Source organism: Paenalicyclobacillus cellulosilyticus (assembly GCF_014647315.1).
Taxonomy (GTDB): domain Bacteria; phylum Bacillota; class Bacilli; order Alicyclobacillales; family Alicyclobacillaceae; genus Alicyclobacillus_J; species Alicyclobacillus_J cellulosilyticus.
Window position 1 is genome coordinate 1 of record NZ_BMOY01000142.1, and the last position, 254, is coordinate 254.

Below are 254 nucleotides of genomic sequence, written 5' to 3' on the forward strand. Positions count from 1 at the left end.
CCAAGGAAGCATGATACTAGAACAAGTTCGAGACATTTATCAAAGTTCTCGCCTTTCTGCCAAAGAAGTGTCCGATCTGACATGGGTATTGTCTTGTAGCAATAGAGCGATAAGCGAGCCTAAAGATGAAGCAAATATTCGTAAATTAGCTGGACTTTCAAAAGAAGTGTCTGGTCATGCTTCGCCTAAATGGAGAAAGCTAGGTGCAGCGCTTGCGATCTTCGCATGCGTTGCTTTAGTGGTGGCTGGGGTTT

At 44.5% G+C, this 254-nt stretch carries 1 protein-coding gene; it reads left to right on the plus strand.

The features are described 5' to 3' along the window. Positions 1-10 precede the first annotated feature (10 nt). On the plus strand, positions 11-254 hold a 244-nt coding region (locus tag IEX97_RS13805; protein WP_229776945.1), incomplete at its 3' end, for a hypothetical protein.